Annotated in this window: 20 protein-coding genes; 10 read left to right on the top strand and 10 right to left on the bottom strand. The window is 72.0% G+C overall.

Annotated elements, in window-relative coordinates; all coding sequences use genetic code 11:
* Window positions 1-80 precede the first annotated feature (80 nt).
* The 7 genes from G3576_RS05325 to G3576_RS05295 form a co-directional block, all read right to left on the bottom strand.
* A complete protein-coding gene (locus tag G3576_RS05325) occupies window positions 81-899 on the bottom strand; it encodes an ABC transporter permease (RefSeq protein ID WP_164693245.1) in 819 nt (272 codons plus the stop codon).
* On the bottom strand, window positions 896-1,834 hold the full coding sequence (locus G3576_RS05320) for an ABC transporter permease (protein WP_164693244.1): 939 nt from the start codon (window positions 1,832-1,834) through the stop codon (window positions 896-898). The genes G3576_RS05325 and G3576_RS05320 overlap by 4 nt, the downstream gene beginning before the upstream one ends.
* Window positions 1,831-2,220 (bottom strand): VOC family protein, encoded by a 390-nt coding sequence (locus G3576_RS05315; RefSeq protein ID WP_164693243.1) that lies wholly within the window; start codon window positions 2,218-2,220, stop codon window positions 1,831-1,833. Before G3576_RS05315 ends, G3576_RS05320 begins: the two co-directional genes overlap by 4 nt.
* 95 nt (window positions 2,221-2,315) lie before the next feature.
* Window positions 2,316-3,983, bottom strand: coding sequence for a peptide ABC transporter substrate-binding protein (locus G3576_RS05310; RefSeq protein ID WP_164693242.1), 1,668 nt, complete (start codon window positions 3,981-3,983; stop codon window positions 2,316-2,318).
* Window positions 3,962-4,249: a type II toxin-antitoxin system RelE/ParE family toxin gene (locus G3576_RS05305; protein WP_164693241.1), complete on the bottom strand. Its 288-nt coding sequence runs from the start codon at window positions 4,247-4,249 to the stop codon at window positions 3,962-3,964. The genes G3576_RS05310 and G3576_RS05305 overlap by 22 nt, the downstream gene beginning before the upstream one ends.
* A complete protein-coding gene (locus tag G3576_RS05300) occupies window positions 4,246-4,506 on the bottom strand; it encodes a CopG family ribbon-helix-helix protein (protein ID WP_164693240.1) in 261 nt (86 codons plus the stop codon). The genes G3576_RS05305 and G3576_RS05300 overlap by 4 nt, the downstream gene beginning before the upstream one ends.
* A gap of 21 nt (window positions 4,507-4,527) precedes the next feature.
* Window positions 4,528-5,241 (bottom strand): orotate phosphoribosyltransferase, encoded by a 714-nt coding sequence (locus G3576_RS05295; protein WP_164693239.1) that lies wholly within the window; start codon window positions 5,239-5,241, stop codon window positions 4,528-4,530.
* A 71-nt stretch (window positions 5,242-5,312) separates the two neighbouring features.
* Between G3576_RS05295 and G3576_RS05290 the strand changes: the two genes are divergently transcribed.
* Window positions 5,313-6,257: a mitochondrial fission ELM1 family protein gene (locus G3576_RS05290; protein WP_164693238.1), complete on the top strand. Its 945-nt coding sequence runs from the start codon at window positions 5,313-5,315 to the stop codon at window positions 6,255-6,257.
* A gap of 46 nt (window positions 6,258-6,303) precedes the next feature.
* Window positions 6,304-7,164, top strand: coding sequence for a protein-methionine-sulfoxide reductase heme-binding subunit MsrQ (locus tag G3576_RS05285; protein WP_164693237.1), 861 nt, complete (start codon window positions 6,304-6,306; stop codon window positions 7,162-7,164).
* A gap of 99 nt (window positions 7,165-7,263) precedes the next feature.
* Here G3576_RS05285 and G3576_RS05280 read toward each other — a convergent pair whose 3' ends face one another.
* Window positions 7,264-7,719, bottom strand: a complete 456-nt coding sequence (locus tag G3576_RS05280; RefSeq protein ID WP_164693236.1) for a MerR family transcriptional regulator — start codon at window positions 7,717-7,719, stop codon at window positions 7,264-7,266.
* Window positions 7,720-7,797: 78 nt separating this feature from the next.
* On the opposite strand from G3576_RS05280, the gene G3576_RS05275 reads away from it, so the two are divergent.
* The 8 genes from G3576_RS05275 to G3576_RS05240 all read left to right on the top strand — a co-directional run bounded on the left by G3576_RS05275 (window position 7,798) and on the right by G3576_RS05240 (window position 18,759).
* The gene (locus G3576_RS05275; RefSeq protein WP_235951396.1) at window positions 7,798-9,957 is read left to right on the top strand and encodes a heavy metal translocating P-type ATPase; all 2,160 of its coding nucleotides are present in this window, start codon (window positions 7,798-7,800) and stop codon (window positions 9,955-9,957) included.
* A 209-nt stretch (window positions 9,958-10,166) separates the two neighbouring features.
* Window positions 10,167-12,989 carry a calcium-binding protein gene (locus G3576_RS05270; protein WP_164693235.1) on the top strand — a complete coding sequence of 941 codons (2,823 nt, stop codon included), beginning with the start codon at window positions 10,167-10,169 and terminating at the stop codon, window positions 12,987-12,989.
* Window positions 12,990-13,050: 61 nt separating this feature from the next.
* Window positions 13,051-14,127: a tartrate dehydrogenase gene (locus G3576_RS05265; protein ID WP_164693234.1), complete on the top strand. Its 1,077-nt coding sequence runs from the start codon at window positions 13,051-13,053 to the stop codon at window positions 14,125-14,127.
* Window positions 14,128-14,241: 114 nt separating this feature from the next.
* Window positions 14,242-14,958 (top strand): TetR/AcrR family transcriptional regulator, encoded by a 717-nt coding sequence (locus tag G3576_RS05260; RefSeq protein ID WP_235951394.1) that lies wholly within the window; start codon window positions 14,242-14,244, stop codon window positions 14,956-14,958.
* Window positions 14,958-15,767 carry an ABC transporter permease gene (locus G3576_RS05255; RefSeq protein ID WP_207622633.1) on the top strand — a complete coding sequence of 270 codons (810 nt, stop codon included), beginning with the start codon at window positions 14,958-14,960 and terminating at the stop codon, window positions 15,765-15,767. The genes G3576_RS05260 and G3576_RS05255 overlap by 1 nt, the downstream gene beginning before the upstream one ends.
* A 3-nt stretch (window positions 15,768-15,770) precedes the next feature.
* A complete protein-coding gene (locus G3576_RS05250; protein WP_164693232.1) occupies window positions 15,771-16,823 on the top strand; it encodes an ABC transporter ATP-binding protein in 1,053 nt (350 codons plus the stop codon).
* Window positions 16,824-16,855: 32 nt separating this feature from the next.
* Window positions 16,856-17,890, top strand: coding sequence for an extracellular solute-binding protein (locus tag G3576_RS05245; RefSeq protein WP_164693231.1), 1,035 nt, complete (start codon window positions 16,856-16,858; stop codon window positions 17,888-17,890).
* Complete coding sequence (locus G3576_RS05240; RefSeq protein ID WP_164693230.1) at window positions 17,887-18,759, top strand: ABC transporter permease; 873 nt, start codon at window positions 17,887-17,889, stop codon at window positions 18,757-18,759. The genes G3576_RS05245 and G3576_RS05240 overlap by 4 nt, the downstream gene beginning before the upstream one ends.
* Here the strand turns inward: G3576_RS05240 and G3576_RS05235 are convergent.
* Both G3576_RS05235 and G3576_RS05230 read right to left on the bottom strand, forming a co-directional pair.
* Window positions 18,756-19,910 carry a benzoate/H(+) symporter BenE family transporter gene (locus G3576_RS05235; RefSeq protein ID WP_164693229.1) on the bottom strand — a complete coding sequence of 385 codons (1,155 nt, stop codon included), beginning with the start codon at window positions 19,908-19,910 and terminating at the stop codon, window positions 18,756-18,758. The genes G3576_RS05240 and G3576_RS05235 overlap by 4 nt on opposite strands.
* 128 nt (window positions 19,911-20,038) lie before the next feature.
* Window positions 20,039-20,776: a response regulator gene (locus tag G3576_RS05230; protein WP_164693228.1), complete on the bottom strand. Its 738-nt coding sequence runs from the start codon at window positions 20,774-20,776 to the stop codon at window positions 20,039-20,041.
* Window positions 20,777-20,920 lie beyond the last annotated feature (144 nt).

Genomic DNA, 20,920 nt, shown 5'->3' with positions numbered 1-20,920 from the left:
GGCAGATCGGCATCCCCTCCGCCACCGCGCCAGCCAGCTTATGACAGGCCGACGCCGATGAACGAGACTTACAAGGGGCCTCAGCGCTGGCGCAGCCCGTCCGCAACCAGCGTGCAGCCGGCCACGGCCAGCAGGATGGCGAGGCCGGGCCAGAGGGCGACGCTCGGCGCGCTGAAGACGAGGTCCTGCGCATTGGCCAGCATGTTGCCCCAGCTGGCCGCGGGCGGCGCGATGCCAAGGCCGAGGAAGCTGAGCGCGCTTTCCGCCAGGATGGCGCCGGCGACGGAGAGCGCGGTGGCGACGGCGACGGGGCCGGCGATGTTGGGCGCGACGTGGCGGAGCAGCACGCGCGCCTCCGACGCGCCCAGCGCGCGGGCGGCGCGGACATAGTCGCGGGCGAGGATGGAGAGCGCGGCCGCGCGCGCCAGGCGGGCCACGCCGACCCAGCCGAAAAGGCTGAGGATCACCACGATGCGGAGGATGTCGGACGCGGCCTCCCCACGAGGCAGGCCGATCCTGCCGGTGTCCACGGCGGCGAGGACGACGAGGACGGGAAGCGCGGGCAGCGCGAGCAGGCCGTCCGCCAGGCGCATCAGCACCGCATCCACCACGCCCCCGCGCCAGGCCGCGAGAAGGCCGATGGCGGTGCCGATGACCGTGGCGGTCAGTGCGGTGGCGAGGCCGACGGCGAGCGAGACGCGGGCGCCATGAAGCAGCCGCAGCAGCAGGTCGCGGCCGAGATCATCGGTGCCAAGCGGATTGGAGGCGCTGGGCGGGCCGAGGCGGTTGAAGAGGTCGGGCGCGAAGGGATCGACGCCCAGCCAGGACTGCGCCAGCGGCGCGCCGAGGGCGCCCAGGGCCAGGGTGCCGATGAGGAGAAGGCCGAGCCGGAGCCTCATAAATCGCGGAGCCGGGGATCGAGGGCGCGCTGCGCGAGATCGGCCGCCAGCGTCGCCAGCAGGGTGACGAGGGCCACCAGCAGCAGGGCGACGAGCGCGAGGTTGGTGTCGTTGCCCATCACCGCGTCATAGATGAGCTTGCCCATGCCGGGGCGGGCGAAAAGGGTCTCCGTGATCAGCGCGCCGCCGACCAGTGCGCCGGCATCGAGGGCGGCGACCTGCAGGATGGGCACGGCGGCGTTGGGGAAGGCGTGGCGGAGCAGCAGCCGCGCCTCCCCATTGCCGCGGGCGCGGGCGGCGGTGACCCAGGGCTCGCGCAGCGTGTGGGACAGCGCGGCGGCGCTGTGGCGGGCATAGGCGGCGAGGTTGGCGATGGCGAGCGTCGCGACGGGCAGCGGCAGGAAGCGGAGTGCGTCGAGGCCGCCCGTTTCGCTGGTGCCGCCGGCGGGCAGCCAGCCCAGCGTCACGGCGAAGAGGATGATGAGGAGGATGCCGAGCCAGAAGGTCGGCGCCGATTGCCCCAGTATGGCGATGGCATCGACCAGCGGCGCGGCGCGGGGTCTCGCGGCGGCCAGCATCCCGAGCGCGAGGCCGAAGGTGGCGGCGACCAGCAGCGCGACGCCGAGCAGGGCGAGCGTCGAGAGCAGCGCGGGGCCGATGATGGCGGCGACGGGCTGGGCGAAGAGGCGGGAGAAACCGAACTCGCCCCGGAGCAGCGCGGAGGCCCAGGCGAGGTAGCGGGCGAGGAGCGGCTGGTCGAGGCCGTGCAGGGCGCGCAGCCGCGCGGCGTCCTCCGCGGTGAGGCGCGGATCGCCGGCGATGGCGAGGTCGATGGGATCGCCGGGCATCAGGCCGATCAGCAGGAACATGGCCAGCGAGAGGATCGCGAGCGTGATCGCGACCTGGAGCAGGCGGGTGGCGAGGAGGCGGATCATCCGGGCTCGGCCCGGTGGGCATCCCGGTGGACGGCCTCGATGCGGTTGCCGTCGGGGTCGAGGAGGAAGGCGGCGTAGTAGGTCGGGCCGTAATGCGGGCGCGGGCCGGGCGGGCCGTCGCAGGTGCCGCCTTGTTTCAGGCCGGCTTCGTGGAAGGCGTGGACGGCCTCGCGGGAGGGGGCGCGGAAGGCGGTGTGGGCGGCGGGGGGCGCGGCCGAGGGGGAGAGGCGGAGCGTGAGGTAGGCGGCGCCCGTGTCGCGGGGGCCGTAGCCGAGGGCGCGGTCCTCCGCCCAGACGCGGGGGATGCCGAGGGCGCCGAGGACGGCGTCGTAGAAGCGCCGCGCGCGGGGGATGTCGGTGACGGAGAGGGAGAGGTGGTCGAACATCAGGGGAGTGTCGCGCCGGACCCCCACCCCGACCAGCCTTCGGCGTCGCGGCAGTGCCGCGACCCCCCGCAATCGCGGGGGAGGGAGGGGCGCCATCACCGGACCCGCCATTCCTCGACCCAGTTCGAGGAGGCGTTCAGGTGGCCGGTGGGGCGCACGCCGTCGAGCCAGAGGGGCCAGACATGGGCGTCGCTGCGGAACCAGAGGGGGATGGCGGGAAGCTGCTCGGCATAGATCGCCTGGAGGCGGTGCCAGAGGGCGCGGCGGCGCTCGCGGTCGAGCTCGACGGGGATCGCCTCCAGCAGCGCATCCATCTCCGCATTGCGGAAGCCGGTGGTGTTCTGGCCGGACCAGTTGCGCTCCGCGGTCGGGATCTCCTCGGAATGCAGGCTGGTGCGGGGCACGTTCTCCGGGCTGCTGATCCAGGCGAACATGGCGGCGCCGCCATAGCGGCGGCGGGGCAGGGTCTCGCCGAAGAAGACGCGGGGGGGCTCGTTGCGGATGCGGGCCTCGATGCCGGCCTGGCGCCACATGCCCTGCAGCACCTGCTGGACCTGTTCGCGGGACCGGTTGCCGGCGGTGGTCATGAGGTCGAAGGACAGGCGCTCGCCGGCGGCGTTGCGGCGGATGCCGTCCCCGGGCGGGCTGGGCACGCGCCAGCCGGCCTCGTCCAGCAGCGCGCGGGCGCGGGCCAGGTCGAAGGGCCATTGCCGGACATTGTCGTCATGCATGCCGTCCAGCGGATTGACCGTGGTGTGGGCGACGGGCTGCCGACCCTCGAACAGGCGGGCGACGATCTGGGCGCGGTCGGTCGCCATGATCAGCGCCTGGCGCGTGCGGACGTCGCTGAGCTGGGGCAGGTCCAGCAGCAGGTCGAGGTGCTCGTAGATGAGGCCGGGCTTGTAGGCGTAGCGGAAGCGCTGCGGCATCCGGCGTTCCAGCGCCGAGACCTGGTCGAGCGGCAGCCCGAGTTCGCCGGCCACCATGTCGATCTGCCCGGCGAGAAGCTGGGCCTCCAGCGCCGCCGTGTTCTCCACCGTGCGGATGGCGATGCGGCGGAAGGCGGGCGCCTGGCCGTTCCAATGCAGGTTGCGTTCGAGGGTGACGCCGCTGCCGGGGGTGACGGCGCTGACGCGGTAGGGGCCGTTCCAGAGGCCGGGATTGGTCGTCTGCGTCTCGTAGAGCGTGCGGGTGCGGTAGGCGCGCGGGTCGGCCTGCCAGATGGGGCGCTCGAGATGGGCGGGGAGGGGGACGAAATCGCCGGCGCTGGCGAAGTCGAAGGTCACGCGGTCGAAGCGGAGCGTGATGGTGCGGGCATCGACGACGATCGCCTCATAGGCCTGGCGGTAGAACTCGGCGCCGCCGAAGCCCGTGGAGAAGTCGCGCCCGGCCTGCCAGGCGAAGAGCAGGTCCTCCGCGGTGACGGGCTGGCCATCGGCCCAGCGCCAGCCCTCGCGCAACCGCCAGGTGACGCGGATGCCGGGGCGGCCATCGGGGGTCTGTTCGCGGATCGCCAGGCCGTTCTCCAGCGTCGGCACCGTCTCGCAGCCGAGGCAGGCGAGCGCCCAGTCGGGGTCCCGCGCCGTCAGCGGGCGCCGGGTGAAGCCGCCGATATAGGATTTGGCGGCCATCGCCTCGATGTTGGGGTGGAAGGTGGCGGGGTACTGGGTGATGCCGATGGTCAGGCTGTCCCGCGCGGGTTGCGCGAGGGCGGGCGCGGCGGCGAGCGCGGCGAGGAGGGTCAGCGCGGGTCGAAGGGCCATGCACGGGCTCCATGCCAGACGGCGACGATGAGGATGAGGTCGGCCTCGATGCGGTAGACGATGCGGTAGGCGGTGCCGGGCACGCCCGTGGCGCGCAGGCCCGACGCCGTGATGAGCGGGCCGGATTCCGGGAATTCCTCGATCCGCGCGGCGCTGCGACGGATGCGCGCCACCTGCGCTGACGCGGCTTGCGGGTTGTCGTCCTCGATGAAGCGCCTGAGGTCGGCAAGGTCGCGCCGGGCGAGGCGGGACCAGCGCAGCCTCACCGCGTATCCCGATGCCGGGCTTCGAGGTCTTCCGCCCAGTTCTGGAGGTCAGCCATCACCTCCTCATGCGAGGCGGTTCGGCCGGCGGCGAGGTCGGCAAGACCCTCCGTGAGGCGGCTGTCGAGTTCTGCCTGGAACGCGGTGGCCTCCTCCGCCCAGCGGGACAGCAGGGCCGCGGGGGTCGATTGGCGCCCATGGGCCAAACGCCCCAGCGCCTCCGCCACCTCATCCGGCAATTCGACGCTGATGCGGACCATGCCGACCCCCTGTGCGCGAACTCACTCCTTCGGCTTGGCCTCCGCCAGGCTGCCGATGCCGCCATGGGCCTTGGACCAGCCCACGGGGTCCTCCAGGAACTTGCGGACTTCCTTCAGCGCCGTCTCGCTGAAATAGGGGCGTTCCCGGCACACTTCCAGCACATCCCACCAGGTGCAGAGGTGGTGCAGGTTGAGGCCCATGGACTTCATCTGCTCGAAGCTGCCGGGGAAGACGCCGTAGTAGAAGACGACGAAGGTGTGGTCGCAGATGGCCCCCGCATCGCGCAGCGCCTGGGCGAACTTGATCTTGGAGGCGCCGTCGGTGGTGAGGTCCTCCACCAGCAGGGTCTTCTGGCCGACGGGGACCTCGCCCTCGATCTGGGCGTTGCGGCCGAAGCCCTTGGGCTTCTTCCGGACATAGGCCATGGGGGCCATCATGCGGTCGGCGATCCAGGCGCCGAAGGGGATGCCGGCGGTCTCTCCGCCCACCACCGATTCGATGGTCTCGTAGCCGATGTGGCGGCCGATCTTCTCCACCGCCAGGTCGCAGATGCGGTTGCGGGCGCGGGGGAAGGAGATGATCTTGCGGCAATCGATGTAGACGGGGCTCTTCCAGCCGCTGGTGAAGGTGTAGGGCTCCTCCGGCCGGAAGTTCACCGCCTTGATTTCCAGCAGGATGCGCGCGGTGGTCAGCGCGGCGTCGCGGTCCCAGTCGGAGGCGTGGGGAATGGCCATCGTGACGAAATCCTCGGGTGTCGGGCGGCGTGTGTGCGGGTTGTTCGTAACCAAGTGAGCGGGGCGCGTCCATGAGTGCCGGCCCGGAACGCGTCTGGGTGCTGGCCGACCCGCGCGCGGGCACGGCGGCGCAGGCGATCGGCATTGCGGAGCGCCTGGGCGAGCCCTTCCGGACGGTTCCGCTGGAATGGGGCAGGCTGGCGCGGCTGCCGCTGCCCTGGCCGACGCTGATGGGGCTGACGCCCGAAAGCCGCGCCGCCTTCGTGGCGCCCTGGCCGAGGCTCGTCATCTCCGCCGGGCGGCGTTCCGCGCCGGTGGCGCTGTGGCTCAAGCGGCGCGGGACGCGGATCGTCCACTGCATGCGCGCGCCGGGCAGCGGCGGCTTCGACCTGCAGGTGGTGGGCGCGCATGACGGAATGCCCCCGGCGCCGAACCGGATCGAGATCCTGGGCGCCGCGCATCGGGTGACGCCGGCGGCGCTGGACGCGGCGCGGACCCGCTTCGAGGCCCTGCGCGACCTGCCATCCCCGCGCGTCGGGCTGCTGCTGGGCGGGCCGGTGCGCGCGGAGGGGCTGGACCCCGCCATCGCCGCCGCGCTCGGCCGCAAGGTGGCAGGCTTCGCGGGCAGCGTCATGGCGACGGCCAGCCGTCGGACGGGCGCCGCGGCGACGGCGGCGCTGGCGGAAGCGCTCTCCCCCGTGCCGCACCGCCTTCACGCCTGGGGGAGTGCCGGCGAAAATCCCTATCTCGGCATCCTGGTCTGGGCGGATGTGATGGTGGTGTCGGGCGATTCCGTCTCCATGTTGTCGGAGGCGCTGGTGACCGCCGCGCCGATCTTCATCGCGCCCCTCGGGGATGAGGGGCCGCGCCACAGGGCCCTGCATGCCAGCCTCCAAGCCGCCGGGCAGGCCCGGCCTATCGATGACGCGCCGACGCCCTTCGCCCGGCAGCCCCGGGACGAGGTCGCGCGCATCGTGGCGGCCATCCGCGAACGGGGTCTGCTGACGCATGAGTGAGGCTGTCCCGCGTAACGCCCGGGCCGCGCGGCGCGAAAGGGCGGGCATGAGCGCCACGACCCTCTCCCCTGATCGTCCTTCCATCCCTTGGCCCTGGCTGACCCGGGGCGGGCGCTTTTCCTGGACCCGGATGCTGGTGCTCATATCCGCCTTCGCGCCGGGGCTGGTGCTGCTCTGGCTGCTGGAGAGCGGACAACTCGGCGCGGAGCCCTGGAAGGCGGCGGCCAAGGAATCCGGGACCTGGGCGATCCGCTTCCTGCTCATCAGCCTGGCGGTCACGCCGCTGCGCCATGTCGCGGATTGGCCGAAGGCGCTGACCTTCCGGCGCATGCTGGGGCTGGTGGCGCTGGGCTACGCGGTCCTGCACCTGCTGATGTATGCGGGCCACATGGCCTGGGACCTGCCGGAGATCGCCAGCGAGATCCTGCTGCGCTTCTACCTGACCCTCGGCTTCCTGGTGCTGCTGGGCCTCGTGGTGCTGGGCGTGACCTCCACCGATGGGTGGCAGGCCAGGCTTGGCCGGCGGTGGAAGGTGCTGCACCGGGCGGTCTATGGGCTGGCGGCGGCGGGCATCTTCCATCAGTTCCTGCAGGCGAAGTCCCGCGCCGATGGCGCGGTGCTGATGGCGGGCGTCTTCCTGTTCCTGATGGCCTGGCGGGCGCTGCCGGGGCGGTGGCGGGCCTCGCCCCCGGCGCTGGCGGGGCTCGCGGTGCTGGCGGCCATCGGCGCGGCGCTGGTGGAGTTCGCGTGGTACGGGCTGTCCAGCAACCTGCCCGCGGCGCGCATCCTGGCGGCCAATCTCGACCCGGGCGCGGGGTTGCGGCCGGCGCAGCTGGTGCTGGTGATGGGGCTGGTGGTGGCGGTGCTGCCCTGGGTGACGCGGATCAGGCTGCCGCGGCGCGCCTAGAGCACGATCCGTCCAGTTGGACGGATCTCGTGCTCTAGAAGTTGTTGTTTTTAAAGCACGAAATCCGATCAAGCTGATTCAGCTTGATCGGATAGTGCTTTACACCCCCTCCCGCCCGGCCTCCGCATGCAGGGGGTCGGTGCAGTGGCCGTGCTGGTGGTCGGCCAGCACTTCCAGGATCAGGCATTCGCCGGCGCGGCCACCGCCGCAGGCCTCCGCGACCCGCGCCAGCTCGCCCCGCAGCGCCTGCAGCCGCCGGAGCTTGGCGTCGATGGCGGCGATCTGCGCCGTCGCCACCCCATGCGCCGTGGCGCAGTCGCGCTCCGGATGGCTGGCCAGGTCGAGCAACTCCCGGATCGCCGGCATGGGGAAGCCGAGTTCCCTGGCGTGCCGGATGAAGCCGAGCCGGCCGAGATGCGCCTCCCCATAGGCGCGGTGGCCGCCCTCCGTCCGGGCGGGGGCGGGCAGCAGGCCCTCGGCCTCGTACCAGCGGATGGTGGTGGCCTTCACGCCGGTGGCGCGGGCGAGGTCGCCGATGGAAAGGGTCTGTCCCATCGCTGCCAGATGGGGGCTTGAACCTCCAGTCGCTAGAGGTCCCATCCTGCATGCCGGATCGAGGATCGAGGGACGGCGATGGACGCGGATGGCAGGCGGGAATGGCGGGTGGAGGGCATGGATTGCGCCGCCTGCGTCGCCAGCGTGACGCGGGCGGTGGAACGCCTGCCGGGCGTCGCCGCGGTCTCGGTGAATCTGATGGCGGAGCGCCTGGCGGTGACGGGCGGCGAGCCGGCGGCGGTGGAGCGGGCGGTGGTCGCGCTGGGCTACCGGGCGACGGCGCTGGCGGGCGCGGCACCGGCGGGGGCGCCGCACGTCCATTCCCACACCCATGCGCATGGCGACCATGGCGACGATCCGGCCGAGGAAGGCCTGCCCTGGTGGCGGACGGGCAAGGCGATGCTGGTCTGGATGCTGGGGGCGCTGGTGGCCGCGGCCTGGGTCGCTGGGCTGGTGGTGCCGGCGGCGGAGACCTGGCTCTTCGTCGCGGCGACGCTGGTGGCGCTGCTGCCCTTCGGGCGGCGGGCATTCGCCCTGGCACGGGCGGGCAGCCCCTTCTCCATCGAGACGCTGATGGTCACCGCGGCGCTCGGCGCCATCGTCATCGGCGCGGCGGAGGAGGCGGCGGTGGTCGTGCTGCTCTTCGCGCTGGGGGAGTTGCTGGAGAATGTGGCGGCCGGCCGCGCGCGGGCGGGGATCCGGTCGCTCGCCGCGCTGATGCCGCGGACCGCGCTGCGGCTCCGCCCCGATGGCGGGACGGAGGAGGTGGCGGCGGAGCGCCTCGCCGTCGGCGATCTGGTGCTGGTGCGGCCCGGGGATCGCGTACCGGGCGATGGGGTGATCGAGGAAGGGCGCTCCGCGATCGACGAAAGCCCGGTGACGGGTGAGAGCGTGCCGGTGGCGCGGCGGCCGGGCGATGCGGTGGTGGCGGGGTCCATCAATGCCGATGGCGCGCTGCGCATCCGCATCACCCGCGGGGCGGCCGACAACACGGTGGCGCGCATCATCCGGCTGGTGGAGGAGGCGACGGCGGCGCGGGCGCCGACGCAGCGCTTCATCGAACGCTTCTCCGCCTGGTGGACGCCGGGCGCCATGGCGGTGGCGGCCGCAATCATCCTGCTGGCGCCGCCGCTGCTGGGCTGGGACTGGCAGACCAGCCTCTATCGCGGGCTGGCGGTGCTGCTGATCGCCTGCCCCTGCGCGCTGGTCATCTCGGTCCCCGCCGCCATGGCGTCCGGGCTCTCGGCCGGGGCGCGGCGCGGGCTGCTGGTGAAGGGGGGCGCGGCGCTGGAAGCGATCGGCAGCGCCCGCAGCATCGCCTTCGACAAGACCGGCACGCTGACGGAAGGGCGGCCGCGCATCACCGCCATCGTCGCGGTGGCGGGGCAGGAGGAGGCCGCGGTGCTGGCCCTGGCGGCGGCGGTGGAGGCGGGCTCCGCCCATCCGCTGGCCAGGGCGGTGGCGGCGCGGGCCTCGGCCTGGGGCGTGGTCGTGCCACCGGCGGCCGAGGCGGCGGCGGAGCCGGGCCAGGCGGTGCTGGCGACGGTCGGCGGCCGGCGCATCGCGGTGGGCAGCCCGCGCTTCGCGGCGGCGGCGACCGGCATGGCCGACCTGGCCGCGGAGGTCGAGCGGCTGCAGGGGGAGGGAAACACCGTCTCCGTCGTGTTGGCCGATGGCGCGGCGGTCGGGCTCATCGCCTTCCGGGACCAGCCGCGGGCGGATGCGGCGGCGGGGGTGGCGGCGCTGCGGGCGATGGGCATCGAGCCCGTCATGCTGACGGGGGACAATGCGCGGACGGGGTCCGCCATCGGCCAGGCGCTGGGGATCCCCGTGAAGGCGGAGCTGCTGCCGGCCGACAAGCTGCGGGAAGTGGCGGCGCTGCGCCAGGCGGGGCCGGTGGCGATGGTGGGGGACGGCATCAACGATGCGCCCGCGCTCGCTGCCGCCACGGTCGGCATCGCCATGGGTGGCGGCACGCAGGTGGCGCTGGAAGCGGCGGATGCGGCGGTGCTGCGGGACCGGGTGACGGGGGTGGCGGAGCTGGTGGGGCTGTCGCGCGCCACCATGGCCAATGTCCGGCAGAACGTCGCGGTGGCGGTGGGGCTCAAGGCGGTGTTCCTGGTGACGACGCTGGCGGGCGTCACGGGGCTCTGGCCCGCCATCCTGGCGGATACGGGCGCGACGGTGCTGGTGACCTTGAACGCGCTGCGGCTGCTGGGCTGGAAGCCTGGCGCGTGAGCGCGGCGTCGCGGATGCTGCGGGCTGGCGCACCGGCCTGACGATCGTGAACGCCGGCTTCAGCGAATCTTAACCTTTCGTCCCGCAGAACGACCGGATCGGGGGTTCCTGTTGACGACGTCGTAACAATCCGTGAAGGCCTGCCTGTCTTGGCAGCCTGCGGGATGCGACCCTTCCGGAACCGATTCGGCGGCCAGGAGGGGCGCGGCATGGCGATCATCGCGGAAATCGAGAGTGGGCTGACGGGCGCGGCCGGCGTGGCGGGGGCGCAGACCATCGCCGGTGCGGCCTTCACCGCGCGGGCCGCCGATGGCGCCGGCAGCCTGCATCCCGCGCTGATGACGGCGACGCTGACCGGCACCATCGGCACCACCACCGACCAGGACTTCGTTGCCGTCTACCTCGCGGCCGGGGAGGCGCTGGTGCTGGATGTCGATGGCACGGCGCCGCCGCTCGACCTGACGCTGACGCTTTTCAACCCCTCCGGCACGTTGGTGGCGACGGCGACGGATGCGACGGTGGTCGATGCGGGATCGGCGGGGCTGCTCGATCCCTTCTTCACCTTCACCGTGAACGCGACGGGCTTCTGGGTCATCGGGCTGCGCGCGGTGGCCGGCACCGGCGGCTACACGCTGAACGTCACCCGGCCCTTCCTGCCTGTGCTCTTCGAGGGCGGCGCGGCCAACGAGACCTCCCTGGGCTCCACCTGGGCCGACACGCTGCGGGGCGGGGAGGGGGCGGACAGCCTGGCGGGCCAGGCGGGGGCGGACAGCCTGGAGGGCGGCGGCGGGGATGACACGCTGCTGGGTGGCGCGGGCGCGGACACGCTGCGCGGCGGCGCAGGGCAGGATCGGATCGAGGTCGGCGAGGCGGGCGAGGGGGATGCCGACCTCGCCTTCGGGGGAGAGGGCAACGACACCATCCTGGCCTTCGGGTCCAACAACCGCCTGCTGGGGGAAGCCGGCAACGACAGCCTGGTGGGCGGCACCTTCGGCGACACGCTGGATGGCGGGGAGGGGGCCGATACGCTGCTGGGCGATGCGCCCGCCACCGCTTCGGTCCTGGGCCATGACGATTGGCTGCTGGGCGGCGCGGGGAATGACAGCCTGGTCGGCATGCTGGGCGCGGACCGGCTGGATGGGGGAATCGGCGACGATACGCTGTGGGGGGACCTTGGCGATGCGTCGGATGAGGGGGCGGGCGGGCGCGACACGCTGCTGGGCGCTGCGGGGAATGACCGGCTGGAGGGGAATGGCGGCGCCGACCTGCTGAATGGCGGGTCGGGCGCGGATACGCTGGTCGGCGGCACCGGGACGGACCGGCTGCTGGGGGGCGCCGGCAATGACCTGCTGGTGGCGGGCCGCCTGGCGGAGGCGGGGCCGGACCTGGAGCCCGATACGCTGGAAGGTGGCGCCGGGGCCGATCCGCTGCTCGGCGCGCCGCTCGACCGGCTGCTGGGGGGCGAGGGCGATGACCTGGTGGTGCTGCGCTGGCAGGGCGCCTTCACCGCCTTCGGGCTCGCCACGCAGCGCGGCCTGGCCGATGGCGGAGACGGGTCGGACATCCTGCGGCTGCTGCCGGGGGAGGCGATCGCGGCCATCACCGTTCTGCCGGATGCGGGCGCCGGCGGCAGCCTCACCGTGGTGCTGGACGACACCGCGGTGGGCGACCCCGTCACGATCCGCTTCACGGGGTTCGAGCGCTTCGACCTGACGGGCAGCCAGGGCGCCGACCTGCTGCGGGGCGGCGCGGGGGCGGACACGCTGCGCGGCGTGGCGGGCAGCGATGACGAACTCTCCGGCGGCGAGGGCGACGACGTCCTGATCGCGGCCGAGGAGGGGCTGGTGGTGGCGGAGGCGCTGCTGCGGGGCGAGGGCGGCGCGGACCTCCTGCTGCTGGGCGGCGCGGGCAGCAGCGGGGCGCTGGATGGCGGGGCCGGTGCCGATACGCTGGTGGCGGCGACGGGGACGGAGGCGCTGCTGCAGGGCGGCGCGGGGGATGATGTGCTGGTCCTCGGGCTCGGCAACCATGTGGTGGATGGGGGCTCGGGCCTCGATCTGCTGGTGGCGGATTGGTCGGGCCAGGATGATGCCGTCTTCGTCTGGTCCTTCGGGGATGGGGAGGGGCTGCTCGGCAGCGGGGCCTATTTCGCGGATTTCAGCGGCATCGAGCGCTTCGCGCTGACCGGCGGCGCGGGGGATGACGAGCTGGTGGGCGGCGATCTCTCCGACACGCTGGAGGGGCGGGGGGGCGCGGATACGCTGGATGGCGGGCTCGGAAACGACCTCTACGGCATCGACAGCGCGGGCGATGTGGTGCTGGACAGCGGCGGGCAGGACACGATCCGCGCCGGCATCAGCTGGACGCTGGACGCCGCGATGGAAGGGCTGGAGCTGGTCGCGCCGGGGCTGGTCGGCATCGGCAACGGCCTGGCGAACTGGATGCTGGGATCGGGCGGGTCGCAGACGCTCTCGGGCGGGGCGGGGGCGGATACGCTGGATGGCGGGCCGGGTGCGGGCAGCCTGGCGGGCGGGTCGGGCAACGACGTCTACCGCGTGGATGATGCGGGCGACCGGCTGCTGGATGGCGGGGGGCTCGATACGGTGGAGTCCAGCGTCAGCTGGTCGCTCGGCGGGGCGCTGGAGGCGCTGCGCCTGGTGGGGAGCGACTCCATCAACGGCACGGGCAACGGTCTGAACAACCTGCTGGTCGGCAATGCGGCGGTGAACACCCTGTCGGGCGGGGCGGGGGCCGATACGCTGGATGGTGGCCCGGGCGGCGACCGGCTGCTGGGCGGGACAGGCGATGATGTGTTCATCCTGCGGCTGGATGAGGCACAGGGGGAGAGGGTGGCGGATTTCGCCGGCAATGGCGCGGCGGCGGGCGACGTGCTGATGCTGGTGGGCTACGGGCCGGGGGCAACGCTGCGCTTCGTGTCCGGCGCGACCTGGCGGGTGGAGGGGCCGGCGGGATGGGACACCTTCCTGCTGGCGGGCACCTTCGACCCGGCCTTCGACGTGGTCTTTGCCTGACCCGGCTTGCCGAAGCGGGCCGCGGGCGGCAGGGTCCGCGCCCTGACCGGAGCGAGCCCGCATGAACACCACGAGAAAGCACCGCATCGCCGTCATCCCCGGCGACGGCATCGGCAAGGAGACGACGCCGGAGGGGCTGCGCGTGCTGGACGCCGCGGCGCGGCGCTTCGGCTTCGAACTCGAACTCAAGCACTACGACTGGTCCTGCGAGACCTATGCCGCGACCGGCAAGATGATGCCGGATGACGGGCTGGACCAGTTGCGGGACAGCGACAGCGTCTTCCTGGGTGCCGTCGGCTGGCCGGGGGTGCCGGACCATGTCTCGCTCTGGGGCCTGCTGATCCCGATCCGGCGCGGCTTCGACCAGTATGTGAACCTGCGCCCCTGCAAGCTGCTGCCGGGGTCGAAGTCGCCGCTCGCGAACCGCGGGCCGGAGGATATCGACTTCTACGTGGTGCGGGAGAATACGGAGGGCGAGTACAGCAGCGTTGGCGGGCGGATGTTCCCGGGGACGGATCGCGAATTCGTCTCCCAGCAATCGATCATGACGCGGATCGGCTGCGACCGGATCATGAAATACGCCTTCGAGCTGGCGATGACGCGCAAGCGGAAGAAGGTGACGAGCGCCACGAAGTCGAACGGCATCACCTTCACCATGCCCTACTGGGACGAGCGCTTCGCGGCGATGGCGAAGAACTATCCCGAGGTGACGACGAACGAATACCACATCGACATCCTCTGCGCGCATTTCGTCCAGCACCCCGACTGGTTCGACGTGGTGGTGGGATCGAACCTGTTCGGCGACATCCTGAGCGACCTCGGCCCTGCCGTGGCGGGCTCCATCGGCATCGCGGCTTCGGCCAACATCAACCCGGAGAAGACGGCGCCGAGCATGTTCGAGCCCGTGCATGGCAGCGCGCCGGACATCGCGGGCAAGTGGATCGCCAACCCGATCGGGCAGATCTGGTCGGGGGCGATGATGCTGGAGCACCTGGGCGAGAAGGCGGCGGCGGACTGCATCACGCAGACGATCGAGAAGCTGCTGGCCGAGGGCGGGCCGCGCACGCGCGACATGGGCGGGCAGGCCGGCACCGTCGATGTCGGCAAGGCGATCGCGGAGGCGGTGGCGCAAGGCTGATCGGGCGGCCGGGCTGCCTCGCCCAGGGGCAGCCCGCGCCGGGGCGGCCGGATCCGCCGTAAGAACAGGCTTGCGTGTTTGTTTGTGGGCTGTCTCAATCGCATGATGACAGTGATGCCGCGCCGCCGGACCCAGGAGGAGCGCCGGGAGGAAACCCGGGCGCGGCTGCTGCGTGCGACCGTGGAGGCGCTGCGCGACCAGGGGCTGACGCGGATGACGACGCCCGACATCGCGCGCCGCGCCGGCGTCTCCCGCGGCGCCCTGACCTACCATTTCGCGAGCCGGGAGGACCTGCTGGTCGATTCCATCGCCTGGCTGCTGGACCAGGCGACGGCGGGGTTGCGGAAGCTCTGCGACGCCTATCCCGCGCCGACCATGCCGATCGAGGCGCTGGTCGACTACCTCTGGGACATGATGGCGGGCGGGCTGTTCCAGGTGACCATGGAGTTCCTGCCGGAGGCCCGCCACAACGCGCCGTTCCGGGAGAGGCTGCTGCCGGTGGTGCGGGAATTCCACGCGGCGCTCGATGCTAGCTGGACGCGGCTTTCGGCGGTGGCGGGCATCCCGCGGGAAGAGGCGCAGGTCTCGCTCAATGCGACCATGTGCCTGATCCGCGGCATGATCGCGCAGAACGTGCTGCGCAATGATCCCGCCTACTACGCCGCCATGCTGGATTGGTGGAAGCGGCAGCTGCGGGGATGGCTCGGGCAGGATGCGGGGGGCGCGGCGCGGCCGCTGCCGGCGCCGATCCTCGCGGCCTTCGCGGTGGCCGAGCCGCCGCGCCAGCGCCTGGTGCGGGAACGCGCACGCCGGCAGGCGGGGGGCGGCTGATGGCATCGCGGGGCCTGCGGCGCCTGGCGCTGCGCGGCAGTGCCGGCTTCTCGCTGGCCATCATCGTGACGCCGCTGCTGCTGGTGGCCTGGCTTGCCTTCTTCCGGCAGGAAATCCCGTCCTTCCCGCCCACGGGCTATACGCTGCGCTGGTTCGCGGCCATCCCGGACAACCGCGCCTTCGCCAGCGGCTTCATGGTCAGCCTGCAGGTCAGCGTCATGGCGACCGCGATCGGGCTCGCGCTCGCGGTGCCGGCGAGCCTGGCGCTGGTGCGAAGCGGCCTGCCGCTGAAGCCCATCCTCAACACGCTGCTGATGCTGCCGCTGGTGGTGCCCGGCGTCGTGCTCGGCGCCGCCTTCTATGTCGGCGAGATGGAGGTGGAGATCGCGACGGAGTGGCCGCTGCTGGGATCCATGGCGGGCCTCGTCGCGGCGCATGCGCTGATCGTGATTCCCTGGTGCGTGCGGCTGGTGACGGCGAGCCTCTCCACCTTGAACCCCTCCATCGGGGAGGCGGCGCTGAGCCTCGGCGCCACGCCCTGGATTGCCTTTCGCCGCGTGACCCTGCCCGCGATCCGGCCCGGAGTCGTGGCGGGCGCGCTGTTCGGCTTCGTCACCTCCTTCGGCAATCTGGAGGCATCGATGTTCCTGGTGGCGCCGGGGCAGACGACCCTGCCGATCGCGATCCTCCAGTATCTCGCCTGGAAGATCGATCCCGTGGTGGCGGCGGTGTCGCTGGTGCAGATCGTGGTCATCGGCGCGGCCATGCTGGTCACCGACCGCTTCGTCAAACTCTCCCAGGTGGTGTAGCGCATGGCCAGGCTCGAGATCGCGAACCTCACCAAGCGCTACGGCGCGCTGACCACGGTGCGGGACGTGACGCTCGACGTCGCGGATGGGGAGTTCCTCGTGCTGCTGGGGCCCTCGGGCTGCGGCAAGACGACGACGCTTCGCATGGTCGCGGGCTTCGTGGAGCCGAGCGCGGGGGTGATCCGCCTCGGCGGGCGGGACATCACGGGCAGCCCGCCCTGGCTGCGCAACACCGGCATGGTGTTCCAGAACTACGCGCTGTTCCCGCACATGACGGTGGCGGAGAACGTGGCCTTCGGGCTCGAGATGCGGAAGGTGCCGAAGGCCGAGCGCGAGGCGCGGGCCATGGAGGCGCTGCGCATGGTGCGGATGGAGGCCTATGCCGCGCGCCTGCCGCGGCAGATGTCGGGCGGGCAGCAGCAGCGCGCGGCGCTGGCGCGCGCACTCGCCATCCATCCCGACGTGCTGCTGCTGGATGAGCCGCTGTCGAACCTCGACGCCAAGCTGCGGGAGGAGGTGCGGGTCGAGATCCGCCAGCTCCAGCGCCAGCTCGGCCTGACCACGATCATGGTGACGCATGACCAGGAGGAGGCGCTGACGGTGGCCGACCGCCTCGTGGTGATGGCGGAAGGCGCGATCCGCCAGGTGGGCAGCCAGCAGGACCTCTACGAACGGCCGGCGGATCGCTTCGTCGCAGGCTTCGTCGGGCGCAGCACCTTCCTGCCCGGGCGCATGGCGGGGCAGGGGCGTTTCGTGACGGCGGGCGGCGTCGATCTGGCCGTGCCGGAGGCCGCGCCAGGCCCCGCGGTGCTCGCGATCCGGCCGGAGGCGGTGCACCTGGCGCCGCCGGAGGGTGAGGAGAACCGCCTGTCGGGCGTGGTGGAGTTCGTCTCCTATCTCGGCCCGCTGATCGAACTGCATTGCCGCATCGCGGAGGGCGAGAAGCTGGTGGTGCATGTGCCCAATCGTGCGGGCATGCGCCCGCCGGCGCTGGGCGAGACCATTCCCATCGGCTGGCCGCGCGCGGCCGGCATGGTGTTCCCTGACGCGGCGTGAAGATCCGCGGGCTTCAACAAGGAGAGGCGAGCATGAGCAGGTTTTCGGTGACGCGGCGCCAGGCGCTGCTGGGGGCGGGCGCGGTGGCGCTGGGCGCGGGAAGCGCGCGGGCGCAGGGGCGCGGGCGCGTCGTGGTCGGCACCTGGGGCGGCGACTATGCCCGGCTGCTGACCAAGAATATCGAGGAGCCGATCCTGAAGCCGCAGGGCTGGGAGGTGGTGCAGGACCAGGCCAGCGACGCGCCGCGGCGCGCCAAGATGGTGGCGGAACGCCGCCTGCCGCGCGGCACGGCGGACATCCAGGGCTTCTCGGCGGCCAACATGCATGAGATGGGCGAGGCCGGCGTGGCGGAGGAGATCGACTACTCCCGCCTCCGCAACGCCGCCAACATCATCCCCGCGATGCGCTACAAATACGGCATCGGCCACATCTATTCGGGCAAGGTCGTGCTCTACAACCCGAAGCTGGTAGCCGCGCCAACCGGCTTCCGCGAAGCGATCGATCCGCGCCACGGCAACAAGATCGGCTTCATCGACATCCAGTACCAGTTCGTGATGGTGGCGGCGGCGCTGGCGGCCGGCGGCACCGTCTCCAACATCGAGCCGGGCAAGGAATTGCTGCTGGCGGCGAAGCGCGCCGGCGCGCGTCTCTATCCCACCAACGAGGCCTTCGCGGCGGCGATGCAGTCGGAGGAGATCGCGCTCGGCATGATGTGGAAGGCGCGCGGCGTGCAGTGGCAGAACGCCAATATCCCGGTGCAGATGGTCGCACCCGTGGAAGGCGTGCCGATGTATGTCTCCGGCTTCTCCATCGCGAAGAATGCGCCGAACAAGGCCGGCGCCTATGCCTATATGGACGCGATGCTGGAGAAGTCCGCGCAGGAGGCCTTCGCCGTCGACATGGGCTTCAACCCGACGGTGACGAATGCCGTGGTGGCGCCGGACCTCTCCGCCCGCATCGGCTTCACGGCCGAGGAGCAGCGGCGGCTCGTGGACCTCGACTACGCCTATCTGGCGCGCGAGAACAACGCGATGAAGGATTGGTGGGACCGGGTGTTCAAGGCTTGAGCCTGACCGTCTCCGACACCCGCCGCATTCCCTGGAATGCGGCGGGGCTGGTGGCGCCGGCCACGATCTTCGTCGTGGTGGCGCTGTTGGTGCCGCTCTGCCTGCTGTTCCGCTACAGCCTGAATGCCTTCGTGCCCGGGCAGTTCATGGTCGATGCGCTGACCATCGACAACTACGTTCGCTTCTTCACCGACGCCTTCTACCTGAACATCCTGTGGCGCACCGTGCGCATCGCCTTCGTGGTGATGCTGATCTGCCTCGTGCTCGGCTTCCCGCTGGCCTATGTGCTGGCGCGGACGCAGAGTCGATACAAGAACCTGCTGCTGATCGCCGTCGTGCTGCCGCTCTTCGTCGGCAATGCCGTGCGCGCGGCTGGCTGGATGGTGGCCTTCGGCGCGAAGGGCGTGGTGAATGCGTCGCTGATGGGGATCGGCCTCACCAGCGGGCCCATCGACATCATGTACACCGAGCCCGCCGTCATCATCGGCATCACCGCGGTGAACCTGCCCTTCATGGTGCTGAGCCTGCAGAGCGTGATCGAGGGCATCGACCGATCGGTGGAGGAGGCGGCCTTCAACCTCGGCGCCCCGCCCGCGCGCATGTTCTGGCGCGTGCTGCTGCCGCTCGCCATGCCGGGCGTGGTGGCGGGCTGCATGCTGACCTTCATCCTCGGCATGAACGCCTATGCGACGCCGGTGCTGATCGGCGGGCCGCGCTTCCAGATGATGGGGCCGCTGGTCTATGGCCAGTTCATCGAGCAGAACAACTGGCCCTTTGGCGGCGCCATCGCCTTCGTGCTGATGGCGTCCACGCTGGTGCTGACGGCAGTGGCGCATCTGCTGGCGCACCGCAAGCTGAACGCGCGCTAACGCTTCCAGCGCGCGAAGGCCATGACGGCGCCGCCGGCCAGCAGGCCCCAGAAGGCGCCGCCGATGCCCAGCACGGTGAGGCCGGAGGCGGTGACGAGGAAGGTGACGACCGCGGCCTCACGGTCCGCCACGTCCGACAGCCCCGCGACGATGGCGGCGCCGAAGCTGCCCAGCAGCGCGAGGCCGGCGACCGCCTGGATCAGGATCGGCGGCGCGGCGGCGATGAAGGCGGCCGCCGCGCCGGCGGCGAGGCCGAAGAGGCAGTAGCCGATCCCGGCGATGACGGCGGCCCACCAGCGGCGGCTGCGATCGGGATGGGCGGTGTCGCCCGCGCAGAGCGCCGCGGTGATGGCAGCGAGGTTCACGCCATGCCCGCCGAGTGGCGCGGCGGCCAGGCTGAACAGGCCCGTCGTCGTGAAAAGCGGCCCCGGGTCCGGGCGGTAGCCGTTCACGTTCAGCACCGCCATGCCCGGAATGTTCTGCGACGCCATCGCCACCAGGAACAGCGGCAGGGCGATGCCGACCATGGCGGTGGCATCGAAGGCCGGCACGACCAGCACGGCGACGGGGCTGAAGGACAGGTCGCCCATCGGCGGTGCCTGCCACCACAGCAACCCGACCGTGACCACCACGGCCGCCGGCACGGCCAGCAGGCGGTTGAGGCGCCCGACCACCAGCCAGGTGAGGATGACCGGCAAGGCGAGGGTTGGCATCTGCTCCACCGCGCGGACGGGGGCGAGGCAGAGGCCGAAGAGCACGCCGGCCAGCATGGCGTTCGCGATGGGGGCGGGGATGCGCGCCACGGCGCGGCCGAGCGGCTTCCAGAGCCCCGCCACCAGCACCAGCAGCGCGGCCGCGATGAAGGCGCCCACGGCCGCGGGGAAGCCGCCCTCCGGCACCGCGGAGCCCGCCAGCAGCGCGGCGCCGGGCGTGGACCAGGCGACGGTGATGGGCATGCGCCGCCACAGGCTGAGCACGATGCCGCAGAGCCCCATGGCGATGGCGAGCGCCGTCAGGCCGGAGGCCGCCTGGGCCGGGCTGGCGCCGACCGCGCTGAGGCCCTGGAGCACCACGGCGAAGGAGGAGGCGAAGCCCACGAAGGCGGCGAGGAGCCCGGCGAAGAGAGCCTGGGCGGAGAAGGAGGCGCGCATGGGGGCGTTGAAGCACCGGCCAGCTTGTGTGGCCATGGGGCGGAGCGGCCTGGCGCATTCCCCCTTCGTCAGCGCCCGCGCGACCCCCACCCCGACCCTCCCCCGCAAGCGCGGGGGCGGGAGAGGCCTCACCCCGCCTCGGGATCGAAGAGGTAGCCGACGCCGCGGACGGTGCGGATGGCCATGGGGCGGGCGGGGTTGCGTTCCACCTTGCGACGCAGCCGCATGATGCGAAGGTCGATGGCGCGGTCGAAGGCCTCGGGCTCCTCCTCGCCACTCGTGCGTTCCAGCAGCCAGTCGCGGTGCAGCGCGCGGTTCGGGTTGTCCACGAAGAGCTTCAGCAGGGTGAACTCGCCCTCGGTCAGCGTGTCCTCCCGCCCATCGGCAGTCAGCAGCAGGCCGCGCTTGAGGTCCAGCACGGCGCCGCCCATGCGGACCCGGCCGGGGGCCAGGTTCTCGGGCTTCTGGGGCGCCGCGGCGGCCTCGGCATGGGCGCGGCGCATCACGGCGCGGATGCGGGCCAGCAGCTCCCGCGGCTCGAAGGGCTTGGTGACGTAGTCGTCGGCGCCGGATTCCAGGCCGACCACGCGATCCACCAGGTCGCCCGCCGCGGTCAGCATGATGATGCCGACGCTGGGCGAGAGCGCCCGCAGCCAGCGTGCCAGGGCGAAGCCATCCTCGCCGCCCGGCAGGCCCACATCCATCAGGACGGCGTCGGGCATCGATGCCGCGATGGCGGCGCGGAAGGCGGGGCCATCCGCCACGCCATCGACCGCGAATCCCTGGTTGGACAGATAGGCGCAGACCGTTTCCCGCTGGAACGGATCGTCTTCCACCACCAGCAGGTTGGTCGTGCCTCCGGCCATGCCTGGCTCTCCTGTCACTGTGTGGCCGCCTGAAGCACCATCGATTCACGCTCCATCGATGTGAACCCATTTCGTGCTTTAGAAACAATATCTTCTACAGCAGGGGATCTGTCCATTCGGACAGATCGTGCTGTCGTCGACTCG

It is taken from the genome of Falsiroseomonas algicola (genome assembly GCF_011040385.1).
GTDB lineage: Bacteria > Pseudomonadota > Alphaproteobacteria > Acetobacterales > Acetobacteraceae > Falsiroseomonas > Falsiroseomonas algicola.
This window is presented reverse-complemented; position numbering and strand designations above follow the sequence as displayed.

Coding starts and splice junctions, on each gene's coding strand:
- G3576_RS05315 (WP_164693243.1), bottom strand. CDS start 2,220: ATGTTCGACCACCTCTCCCTCTCCGTCACCGACATCCCCCGCGCGCGG.
- G3576_RS05245 (WP_164693231.1), top strand. CDS start 16,856: ATGAGCAGGTTTTCGGTGACGCGGCGCCAGGCGCTGCTGGGGGCGGGC.
- G3576_RS05310 (WP_164693242.1), bottom strand. CDS start 3,983: ATGGCCCTTCGACCCGCGCTGACCCTCCTCGCCGCGCTCGCCGCCGCG.
- G3576_RS05320 (WP_164693244.1), bottom strand. CDS start 1,834: ATGATCCGCCTCCTCGCCACCCGCCTGCTCCAGGTCGCGATCACGCTC.
- G3576_RS05300 (WP_164693240.1), bottom strand. CDS start 4,506: ATGGTCCGCATCAGCGTCGAATTGCCGGATGAGGTGGCGGAGGCGCTG.
- G3576_RS05260 (WP_235951394.1), top strand. CDS start 14,242: ATGCCGCGCCGCCGGACCCAGGAGGAGCGCCGGGAGGAAACCCGGGCG.
- G3576_RS05235 (WP_164693229.1), bottom strand. CDS start 19,910: ATGCGCGCCTCCTTCTCCGCCCAGGCTCTCTTCGCCGGGCTCCTCGCC.
- G3576_RS05285 (WP_164693237.1), top strand. CDS start 6,304: ATGAGCGCCACGACCCTCTCCCCTGATCGTCCTTCCATCCCTTGGCCC.
- G3576_RS05290 (WP_164693238.1), top strand. CDS start 5,313: ATGAGTGCCGGCCCGGAACGCGTCTGGGTGCTGGCCGACCCGCGCGCG.
- G3576_RS05250 (WP_164693232.1), top strand. CDS start 15,771: ATGGCCAGGCTCGAGATCGCGAACCTCACCAAGCGCTACGGCGCGCTG.
- G3576_RS05280 (WP_164693236.1), bottom strand. CDS start 7,719: ATGGGACAGACCCTTTCCATCGGCGACCTCGCCCGCGCCACCGGCGTG.
- G3576_RS05325 (WP_164693245.1), bottom strand. CDS start 899: ATGAGGCTCCGGCTCGGCCTTCTCCTCATCGGCACCCTGGCCCTGGGC.
- G3576_RS05265 (WP_164693234.1), top strand. CDS start 13,051: ATGAACACCACGAGAAAGCACCGCATCGCCGTCATCCCCGGCGACGGC.
- G3576_RS05230 (WP_164693228.1), bottom strand. CDS start 20,776: ATGGCCGGAGGCACGACCAACCTGCTGGTGGTGGAAGACGATCCGTTC.
- G3576_RS05255 (WP_207622633.1), top strand. CDS start 14,958: ATGGCATCGCGGGGCCTGCGGCGCCTGGCGCTGCGCGGCAGTGCCGGC.
- G3576_RS05275 (WP_235951396.1), top strand. CDS start 7,798: ATGGACGCGGATGGCAGGCGGGAATGGCGGGTGGAGGGCATGGATTGC.
- G3576_RS05270 (WP_164693235.1), top strand. CDS start 10,167: ATGGCGATCATCGCGGAAATCGAGAGTGGGCTGACGGGCGCGGCCGGC.
- G3576_RS05295 (WP_164693239.1), bottom strand. CDS start 5,241: ATGGCCATTCCCCACGCCTCCGACTGGGACCGCGACGCCGCGCTGACC.